General features: G+C 64.2%; 10 protein-coding genes and 1 pseudogene. 10 read left to right on the top strand and 1 reads right to left on the bottom strand.

The features are described from left to right. Window positions 1-362: 362 nt before the first annotated feature. Entirely contained in the window at window positions 363-1,424 is a 1,062-nt protein-coding gene (hemB, locus tag JOZ76_RS07465; protein WP_291697983.1) for a porphobilinogen synthase, read from the bottom strand. Between the two features lie 305 nt (window positions 1,425-1,729). Here hemB and JOZ76_RS07460 point away from each other — a divergent pair, with 305 nt between their 5' ends. The 10 genes and pseudogenes from JOZ76_RS07460 to JOZ76_RS07415 form a co-directional block, all read left to right on the top strand. After that, entirely contained in the window at window positions 1,730-2,149 is a 420-nt protein-coding gene (locus tag JOZ76_RS07460) for a DUF6163 family protein (protein ID WP_441299991.1), read from the top strand. Between the two features lie 358 nt (window positions 2,150-2,507). Then, on the top strand, window positions 2,508-3,023 hold the full coding sequence (gene ldtR, locus JOZ76_RS07455; protein ID WP_291697981.1) for a transcriptional regulator LdtR: 516 nt from the start codon (window positions 2,508-2,510) through the stop codon (window positions 3,021-3,023). Window positions 3,024-3,234: 211 nt separating this feature from the next. Beyond that, window positions 3,235-3,456: a hypothetical protein gene (locus JOZ76_RS07450; RefSeq protein ID WP_291697980.1), complete on the top strand. Its 222-nt coding sequence runs from the start codon at window positions 3,235-3,237 to the stop codon at window positions 3,454-3,456. A gap of 109 nt (window positions 3,457-3,565) precedes the next feature. Beyond that, window positions 3,566-4,192: a glutathione S-transferase family protein gene (locus tag JOZ76_RS07445; protein ID WP_291697979.1), complete on the top strand. Its 627-nt coding sequence runs from the start codon at window positions 3,566-3,568 to the stop codon at window positions 4,190-4,192. 236 nt (window positions 4,193-4,428) lie between these two features. Beyond that, on the top strand, window positions 4,429-5,736 hold the full coding sequence (gene glyA, locus JOZ76_RS07440; protein ID WP_291697978.1) for a serine hydroxymethyltransferase: 1,308 nt from the start codon (window positions 4,429-4,431) through the stop codon (window positions 5,734-5,736). A 16-nt stretch (window positions 5,737-5,752) separates the two neighbouring features. Beyond that, complete coding sequence (gene nrdR / locus JOZ76_RS07435; protein WP_291697977.1) at window positions 5,753-6,235, top strand: transcriptional regulator NrdR; 483 nt, start codon at window positions 5,753-5,755, stop codon at window positions 6,233-6,235. Next, complete coding sequence (ribD, locus tag JOZ76_RS07430; RefSeq protein ID WP_291697976.1) at window positions 6,232-7,383, top strand: bifunctional diaminohydroxyphosphoribosylaminopyrimidine deaminase/5-amino-6-(5-phosphoribosylamino)uracil reductase RibD; 1,152 nt, start codon at window positions 6,232-6,234, stop codon at window positions 7,381-7,383. The genes nrdR and ribD overlap by 4 nt, the downstream gene beginning before the upstream one ends. Window positions 7,384-7,537: 154 nt before the next feature. Next, a complete protein-coding gene (locus JOZ76_RS07425) occupies window positions 7,538-8,146 on the top strand; it encodes a riboflavin synthase (protein WP_291697975.1) in 609 nt (202 codons plus the stop codon). A gap of 183 nt (window positions 8,147-8,329) precedes the next feature. Then, the gene (gene ribH / locus JOZ76_RS07420) at window positions 8,330-8,821 is read left to right on the top strand and encodes a 6,7-dimethyl-8-ribityllumazine synthase (RefSeq protein WP_291697974.1); all 492 of its coding nucleotides are present in this window, start codon (window positions 8,330-8,332) and stop codon (window positions 8,819-8,821) included. 2 nt (window positions 8,822-8,823) lie between these two features. Beyond that, window positions 8,824-8,954, top strand: a pseudogene (locus JOZ76_RS07415) (transcription antitermination factor NusB); the annotation flags it as partial.

Here is an 8,954-nt window from a genome sequence, read left to right as displayed (position 1 = left end):
CCAGCCGCCACCCTGATTGTTCCAGCCGCTGTAGGACATGACCTCTCCTCCGACCCTGCCAAAAGTCCCCGCACAGGACATGGGAGGCAGCCAGGCCGTTGCCAAGAGCGTGCGGCGGCGAGGGAACCGCAATATTCCGGCGGTGATACGAGTACCCATATCGTCCCGGCCAAGCCATCGCGCCCGCGAAGCGCGGCCCGATGGCGCCGAGCCGGGACCCATAGCCCCAGGGTGTTGTAGCTGAGCGAGCTTGCACCGCGCGTCATCGCAACAATAACCGCTTGTGGTCATGGGTCGCGGCTCCAGTGCGCAATTGCGCACAAGGCCGGGACGACGAGCTGAGTTTGGGAAGCCGCGTGCCTCTAGCCCTGCTGCTTCAGCTTCTCCGCCGCCTGTGGTGCAAAATAGGTCAAAACGCCGTCGGCGCCGGCGCGCTTGAAGCCGACGAGGCTTTCCATCATGGCGCGCTCGCCGTCGATCCAGCCGTTCTGGCTGGCGGCCAAGATCATCGCGTATTCGCCGGACACCTGATAGGCGAAGGTCGGCATCGCAAAATTGTCCTTCACCCGGCGGATGACGTCGAGATAGGGCAGGCCCGGCTTCACCATCACCATGTCGGCGCCCTCGGCGATGTCGAGCTCGACCTCGCGGAGCGCTTCGTCGGAATTGGCGCTGTCCATCTGGTAGGTGCGCTTGTCGCCGGTCAGCATCTTCGCCGATCCGATCGCATCGCGGAACGGGCCATAGAAGGCGGAGGCATATTTCGCCGCATAGGCCATGATCTGCACGTCGAGGAAACCGGCCTCGTCGAGCGCGGCGCGGATCGCGCCGATCCGGCCGTCCATCATGTCCGAGGGCGCGATGATGTCGCAGCCGGCTTCCGCCTGCACCAGCGCCTGCCGCACCAGGACCGCGACGGTCTCGTCGTTGAGAATGCGGCCGTCTGCGATCAGCCCGTCATGGCCGTGACTGGTGAACGGATCGAGCGCCACGTCGCAGAGCACGCCGAGGTCGGGAAACTCCTGCTTGATCGCGCGGACCGCCTGGCAAACCAGGTTGGCGGGATTGACGGCCTCGGAGCCGGTCTCATCGCGCAGCGATGCGTCCGTATAGGGGAACAGCGCGATGCAGGGGATTTTGAGCCTCATCGCGCGCTCGGCATCGCGCACCGCCTGATCGACCGTCAGGCGGTCGACGCCGGGCATCGAGCCGACAGGCGTGCGCGTGTTCTCGCCGTCGACCAGAAACAGCGGCCAGATCAGATCGTCCGTCGTGAGCACGTTTTCCCGCACCAGCCGCCGCGCCCATTCGGCTTTGCGGTTGCGGCGCATCCGGACCGTCAGATCGAGCGGCGGGGCGGCCGCCGTGCTGCTCCGGCGCGATGCATCGCGCATGTCGATCGGACGCCCGAATTTGATCGCCATCTGCCTCATTCTCCCGGCGAATTGAATTGATCTTATTCTAACATTCTGGACGGCCCGCGCCATCGCAAGCTTGAGCCGCCTCGAATGCTGCGGATGCAATGCTTCCAGCCGCAATTTCGCCCCAGGCCCTTCGGTCGGTAACGTTTTAGGTTCGGCTTGCCGCCGCGAATCGTGCGAGGGAGCCGCCAGGATTGATTTTGCCGGGCCGAGGGGCCATGAGTCCTGAAAGCTGAGGTGATTTCCTTTAGGGAACGTTAGCCGGCATGTCGAAAACCCCGTCGCGTCATCGGGCGCAAGGCAATGTCATGCCGGTTGTAGAGCGGGCCGAGCGCATCGAGCCCGACGATGCGAACGTTTGGACCCGGCGACTCGTCCTGTTTCTGCGCGTGATGGCCGTGCTGTCGATCGTCAAGGGTCTCTATCACTGGGCCCAGGTCACCGGCTTCATCGGCGGCGAGGACGAGGCGTTCGAGAACCAGGCCATGGCGTGGCAGGCGGCCACCGTGTACTTCGCGGTCATCGAACTCGTCGCCGCCGTCGGCCTCTGGCTCGCCACCCCCTGGGGTGCTGTGGTGTGGCTGACCACCGTCGTATCTATGGCCGTGATCGAATTGATGTTTCCGGGAATCTACGGCGGCAGCCTGCTGGTCGTCGCCGGCGAGGCCTCGATGCTCGCCGCCTATCTCGCACTGGCCTGGATGGCGGCGCGGGAACGGCCGCCATAGTTTGGCGCGCAAACAATTTTCGTAAAATCGTGGACGATGCCTTGAGACTAAGGTTTCGGCTCCGCTAACGCGCCAGCCGATCTTCCTTACGCGGACCTTTCCGTATGCGGACAGGCTGTCTTGGAATGCGACAGCCCCTCGAGACGAAGCGTGAACAAAGCCTTCGCGAACGTCAATGAGAAGTTGTGGAAAGTCCTTTGGCCACAGGCTTAAGTGTCGATTTACTTTGCAAGATTCATGATCTCTTTATTGTCTTGTTTAAGCGGATGTTCAAACGGCCCCCCTTAAGTTGAGGCTATCAGGCGGGACAAAAGTTTCGTCGAAATAAGTCGACAAAGACGACAACAGGGGAAGTGTCATGATGAAAGCCGTTGCGACGGCGGTGGAGACTGCTGAGCGTACGCCCGGCCAGTCCCAGGTGCAGCCGCTCTATCTGGAAGCGTTGACGTTGGTGGAGCGGCTGCATCGCCGGCTTCTTGACGTCATCAAAGACGAATTCGATCGTCGCGGCCGCTCCGACATCAATTCGGTGCAGGCGCTGCTGCTCTACAATATCGGCGACAAGGAGCTGACCGCAGGCGAGCTGCGCACGCGCGGTTACTATCTCGGCTCCAACGTGTCCTACAACCTGAAGAAGCTCGTCGAACTCGGCTTTCTCGATCATCAGCGCTCGCGCGTCGATCGCCGCTCGGTGCGCATCCGCCTGACCCCGCAGGGCCAGGACATCCGCCGCATCGTCGATGCGCTCTATCAGAAGCACGTCAAGACAGTCGAGCAGGTCGGCGGCATCTCGAGCGATGAGTTCGCGACGCTCAACAAGTCGCTGCACCGTCTGGAGCGGTTTTGGACCGATCAGATCCTCTATCGGCTCTGATCATTCTGAAGACAGCTTAGAGGGCAAGAGCCGGCGATTCGACAAGACCGGCAAGCCTGCAATCAGTGCTTTCCCCTCGAGAGGGCGTATCGCGCGATACGCCCTCTTTTGCATGCGTCGCCTTGGGAACCTCGGGGAACCATCTTTGCCGCTCCGCGTTAGAAGATGGTTTTGCAGTGCGCCTTTGAGCGCGTCTGAGAGAGAGGATGCCATGGAAGCCGCCCTGGAACGCATCATGCTGGCCTATGATCTCCTGGCCAACCGTACGCCCGCCGAAACGGCAGCGGCGCGGGCGCAGGTGACGGACTATGTGACGACGCTGTTCGAAGCCGGTGAGCACGATGCCGATCGGCTCGCGCTGTGCGGGCTCACCTATTTGCGCGAGCGTGACGGGAGCTCGGACCCGGTGAAGGAGGGCTATACCGGATTGTAAGAGCCGCGCGCGCCCTCGATTCATCTGATACCATCTGGAATAGTGCATCGCCCGGCCAGCGCGCCGGGCGAAACGCATTTTTGCGCATGCATGCGCCGGGGAGAAAACCATGCTGACTTTGCATCACCTGAACGATTCCCGCTCGCAGCGGATCCTCTGGCTGTTCGAGGAGCTCGGCGTTTCCTATGAGATCAAGAAATATCAGCGCAACGAGCAGACCCGGCTGGCGCCCCCGGAGCTCAAAGAGGTGCACCCGCTCGGCAAGTCGCCCGTCATCACCGACGGCGATCTCACCATCGCGGAGTCCGGCGCGATTGTCGACTATGTGATCCGCCGCTATGGCAAGGGCGCCATGATGCCGGAGCTCGGCGGCCGCGACTACGAGGTCTACAACGAGTGGATGCACTATGCCGAAGGCTCGGCGATGCTGCCGCTCCTCCTGCACCTCTATCTCGGCCGGCTGAAGGAAGCAGGCGCGCCGCTGCATCCGCGCATCGATAGCGAGCTCACCAACCATCTCGGCTACGTCGATGGCGCGCTGGCCGGCCGCGAGTTCTTCGTCGGCACCGCGCTGTCAGGCGCCGACATCCAGATGAGCTTCGTCGGCGAACTGGCAAAAGTGTTCGCCCGGCTCGGTCCTTATCAGAACCTCTCAGGCTGGCTGTCGCGCATGCATGCACGCCCCGCCTTCCAGCGCTCGATCGAGAAGGGCGGCGCCTACCGGTTTGCGACCTAGCCCGATTGCGCCAAATCGATCGTTTGCAGCGGCTTGGCGTAGGGCCCGGTGGAACAGTAGGGTTAACCGTAATCAACGCACCTGGCATGCCACCATATCTTGCATAAATGTCCGGCCCAAACCGCAAGCGCTTGGCCGGGGCGGGGCGATGTGCTAAGCGGCTGAGACCAGCTCTGACCGCCACAAAAGACCGCCCGCAACCTGCTTAAGGCTTGCGGCGGTGGAGATATTCGCCGATGAACCAGCCGTCCTCCAGCGTCAAAACCGCCTCCGCGCCCGATTCGTTCTTCACGGCTTCGCTGGCTCAGGCCGATCCTGAAATATCAGCCGCAATCCAGGGGGAACTCGGTCGTCAGCGCCATGAGATCGAGCTGATCGCCTCGGAAAACATCGTCAGCCGAGCCGTGCTGGAGGCACAGGGCTCGGTCATGACCAACAAATACGCGGAAGGCTATCCCGGCGCGCGCTATTACGGCGGCTGCGAATGGGTCGACGTTGCGGAAAGCCTCGCGATCGACCGGGCCAAAAAACTCTTCGGCGCGGCCTTCGCCAACGTGCAGCCGAACTCCGGCAGCCAGATGAACCAGGCGGTGTTTCTGGCGCTGCTGCAGCCCGGCGACACCTTCATGGGCCTCGATCTCGCTGCCGGCGGCCACCTCACCCACGGCGCGCCCGTCAACATCTCCGGCAAATGGTTCAAGGCACAGCATTACACCGTGCGCCGCGAGGACCAGATCATCGACATGGATGCGGTTGCCCGCCGCGCCGAGGAGGTGAAGCCGAAGCTGATCATCGCCGGCGGCAGCGCCTATTCGCGCGCCTGGGATTTCAAGCGTTTTCGCGAGATTGCCGACAGCGTGGGCGCGTACTTCATGGTCGACATGGCGCATTTCGCCGGTCTGGTGGCCGGCGGCGTGCATGCCTCGCCGGTGCCTTACGCGCACGTCACGACCACGACGACCCACAAATCGCTGCGCGGTCCGCGCGGCGGCCTTATGCTGTGGAATGACGAGGCGCTGACCAAGAAGCTCAACTCCGCCGTCTTCCCTGGCCTGCAGGGTGGCCCGTTGATGCATGTCATCGCAGCCAAGGCGGTCGCGTTCGCCGAGGCGCTGCGCCCCGACTTCAAGGTCTACGCGAAAAATGTCGTCGAAAATGCCAAGGCGCTTGCCGAATCGCTGCGCGCGCACGGTTTTGAGATCGTTTCCGGCGGCACCGACAACCACTTGATGCTGGTCGACCTCCGTCCCAAGGGACTGAAGGGCAATGTGTCGGAGAAGGCCCTCGTCCGCGCCGCGATCACCTGCAACAAGAACGGCATCCCGTTCGATCCGGAGAAGCCGTTCGTCACCTCCGGCCTGCGGCTCGGCACCCCGGCTGCGACCACGCGCGGGTTTGGGGTGGCTGAGTTCAAGCAGGTCGGCGGACTGATCACAGAGGTGCTCAACGCGATCGCGCAATCCGACGATGGCAAGGCGCCGCTGGTGGAGGCTGCGATCAAGGAACGGGTCAAGGCGCTCACCGACCGATTCCCGATCTACTAACCAGGGTTTCCGCCGGATGCGCTGTCCGAGCTGCAACAGTCTCGATACGCAGGTCAAGGACTCCCGTCCGACCGAGGATTCTGCCGTGATCCGCAGGCGACGCGTGTGCGTGGCCTGCAATTTCCGCTTCACCACCTTCGAGCGCGTGCAGCTGCGCGAGCTCACCGTCATCAAGCGCAACGGGAGGCGGGTCCCGTTCGATCGCGACAAGCTGGTGCGCTCGGTGCAGATCTCGCTGCGCAAGCGTCCCGTCGAGCCGGAGCGGGTCGAGAAGATGGTCTCCGCCATTGTGCGTGAGCTCGAAAGCGGGGGCGAGGCCGAGATCTCCTCGGAGGCGATCGGCGAGATCGTCATGGAGCATCTGCGCGCGCTGGACGACGTCGCCTATGTGCGCTTCGCCTCGGTCTACCGCAATTTTCGCGAGGCCAAGGATTTTGAGACGGTGCTCGGCGAGCTCTCGGGCGAGGACGACCCGCGGCTCGCCCCGGTCCGCAAATGATCTTTCGCATCCTGGAGGACCAGTACGCCGAGAAGATTAGGCAGCGCGAGGACGCCGACCGGCGCTCGATGCAGCTTGCCCTGACGCTCGGACGGCGCGGCCTCGGCCGCACCTGGCCGAACCCGGCCGTCGGCGCGGTGGTGGTCAAGGACGGCATCATCGTCGGGCGGGGATGGACGCAAGCCGGAGGTCGTCCGCATGCCGAGGTGGAGGCGCTCCGGCGCGCCGGCGGTGCCGCCCGCGGCGCGACCCTCTACGTCACGCTCGAACCATGTTCGCATGTCGGCAAGTCGCCGCCTTGTGCCGATGCCGTTGTCGCGGCGGGCATTTCGCGCGTCGTATCGGCGATCGAGGATCCCAATCCGCTGGTGGCGGGGCAGGGCTACGCAAAATTGCGCGCCGCCGGCATCACCGTCGACACCGGGTCTTGTGTGCAAGAGGCGGCGCACGACCATGCCGGCCATTTCCGCCGCATCCGCGACAAGCGCCCGCATGTGATCGTGAAGCTCGCCGTCTCCTCCGACGACCGAATCGCCGCGCCCGGACACATACCCGTTGCCATTACTGGCGAGGCCGCGCGCACGCGGGTACATCTGCTCCGCGCGCAGTGCGATGCGATCCTGGTCGGCATCGGTACGGTGCTTTCGGATGATCCGCTCCTGACCTGCCGCCTGCCGGGGATGGAGGCTCGCTCGCCGGTGCGTGTGGTGCTCGATTCGGCATTGCGGATCGGTCCCGAGAGCCGGCTGATGCATTCGGCGCGGCAGACGCCGCTGTGGCTGATCGCGTCGGAGACCGCGGAGGCGGCGAGCACCGCACGGCTTGGCGCCGCCGGCGCGCAGGTGATCCGGCTGCCGCCGTGCTCAGACGGACCGGGGCTTGATCTTCCGGCCGCGCTCCACGCGCTGTCCGAGCGCGGTATCACGCGATTGCTGGTCGAGGGCGGCAGCCGCATCGCCGCGTCCTTCGTCGCGGCCGACCTCGTCGATGAATTCTGGCTGTTGCGCGGCGCCGGCGCGATCGGGCAGGGCGGCGTGGCTGCGCTGGACGCAATGCGGCTCACGGCCATCACACAGTCGCCCGCCTTCAAACTTCGTGCTAGCGAGACGCTGGATAAGGATATGCTTACGATCTACGAGCGCTCGTAGATCCTCACCCCAAGCTCGTCATGCCCGGCCTCGTGCCGCGCATCCACGTCTTGGCCGCGATTGATGAAATAAGACGTGGATGGCCGGGACATCTGCGCGAAGACGCGCTTCGCGCTTTTGCCCGGCCCTGACGAGCGTTGAGTTAGGGACTCCAATGTTCACCGGCATTGTCACCGACATCGGCGAGATCACGCGCCTTGCGCCGACCGCGCAGGGCCAATTGCATCGCCTGCGCATCGCCTGTCACTATGACCAGACGACCATCGCCGATGGCGCATCGATCGCCTGCAACGGCATCTGCTTGACCGTCGTCGCCTCCGGCGTCGAGAGCGGCGCGACGTGGTTCGAGGTCGATGCCGCGGCGGAGACGCTGTCGATGACCACGGCCAGGCACTGGGCCAGAGGCACCACGCTCAATCTCGAACGTGCGCTCAAGATCGGCGACGAACTCGGCGGACACATCGTCGCGGGCCACGCCGACGGCATCGCAACTATCCTGAGCCGCGACGACCTGCCGGACATGGCCCGGTTCGAGCTGAAAACCACGCGGGAGCTGGCGCGCTTCATCGCGCCGAAAGGCTCGGTGACGCTGGACGGCGCGTCGCTGACCGTGAACACGGTGCAGGACACAGCCTTTTCCGTGCTGATCATCCCGCACACGCTCGATGTCACGACCCTGTCAAGCTGGCGTGCGGGAAGCGAGGTCAATATCGAGGCCGATTTGATGGCGCGCTACGCGGCGCGCCTTGCGGAAATGAAGTAGCGGCTCTTTTCTTTGTCTCTTGGCTTCGCCTGAAGTGGCGACTAAAACCGCTGATCAACCCTCATGGTGAGGAGCGCCTCTTCGCGCGTCTCGAACCATGAGGCCCCAGTGCGGCCTCATCCTCTGGAGACGCGGCCTTTGGCCGCTGCTCAGGGATGAGGGGATAGTTAAGCGGAAAAAATGATGGCAGACGCGCGACGCGCCCCGTTGAAGGACCAGACCGACATTTCCGGCGCGCGGGCGCTGATCGTCGAGGCGCGCTTCTATGACGACATCCAGGACGCGCTGCTGGAAGGCGCGGTCGCCGAGTTGAAGGCGGCGGGTGTGAGCCATGACGTCATCACGGTTCCCGGCGCGCTGGAAATTCCGGCCGCGATTGCAATCGCGCTCGACGCAGCCGAGGCGCGCGGAAGGTCCTATGACGCGGCGATTGCCCTCGGCTGCGTGATCCGCGGCGACACCATTCATTTCGAGATCGTCTCGCAGGAATCCTCTCGCGCGCTGATGGATCTCACGGTCGCGAGAGGTTTCCCGCTCGGCAACGGCATCCTCACGGTCAACACTGAGGCCCAGGCCTGGGCGCGGGCGCGGGCCTCGGAGCTCAACAAGGGCGGCGATGCCGCACGCGCGGCGCTCGCGATGCTGCGCATCAAACGCCGTCTGGCACAGGTCTGATCATGGCCGAAAGCAGGAAGAAGCCGGCCGCGGGCGCCGACAAAAAGGCCAACCGGCGCGGCGCCGCGCGGCTCGCCGCCGTGCAGGCGCTCTACCAGATGGATATCGCGGGCTCCGGGATCAACGATATTTT

It is taken from the genome of Bradyrhizobium sp., assembly GCF_019244115.1.
Taxonomy (GTDB): Bacteria; Pseudomonadota; Alphaproteobacteria; order Rhizobiales; family Xanthobacteraceae; genus Bradyrhizobium.
This window is presented reverse-complemented; position numbering and strand designations above follow the sequence as displayed.

What these genes read in the sequence shown, in the direction of transcription:
- hemB (WP_291697983.1), bottom strand. Translation starts at nt 1,424, where the DNA reads ATGGCGATCAAATTCGGGCGTCCGATCGACATGCGCGATGCATCGCGC.
- JOZ76_RS07445 (WP_291697979.1), top strand. Translation starts at nt 3,566, where the DNA reads ATGCTGACTTTGCATCACCTGAACGATTCCCGCTCGCAGCGGATCCTC.
- JOZ76_RS07460 (WP_441299991.1), top strand. Translation starts at nt 1,730, where the DNA reads ATGCCGGTTGTAGAGCGGGCCGAGCGCATCGAGCCCGACGATGCGAAC.
- nrdR (WP_291697977.1), top strand. Translation starts at nt 5,753, where the DNA reads ATGCGCTGTCCGAGCTGCAACAGTCTCGATACGCAGGTCAAGGACTCC.
- JOZ76_RS07425 (WP_291697975.1), top strand. Translation starts at nt 7,538, where the DNA reads ATGTTCACCGGCATTGTCACCGACATCGGCGAGATCACGCGCCTTGCG.
- ribD (WP_291697976.1), top strand. Translation starts at nt 6,232, where the DNA reads ATGATCTTTCGCATCCTGGAGGACCAGTACGCCGAGAAGATTAGGCAG.
- ribH (WP_291697974.1), top strand. Translation starts at nt 8,330, where the DNA reads ATGGCAGACGCGCGACGCGCCCCGTTGAAGGACCAGACCGACATTTCC.
- glyA (WP_291697978.1), top strand. Translation starts at nt 4,429, where the DNA reads ATGAACCAGCCGTCCTCCAGCGTCAAAACCGCCTCCGCGCCCGATTCG.
- JOZ76_RS07450 (WP_291697980.1), top strand. Translation starts at nt 3,235, where the DNA reads ATGGAAGCCGCCCTGGAACGCATCATGCTGGCCTATGATCTCCTGGCC.
- ldtR (WP_291697981.1), top strand. Translation starts at nt 2,508, where the DNA reads ATGATGAAAGCCGTTGCGACGGCGGTGGAGACTGCTGAGCGTACGCCC.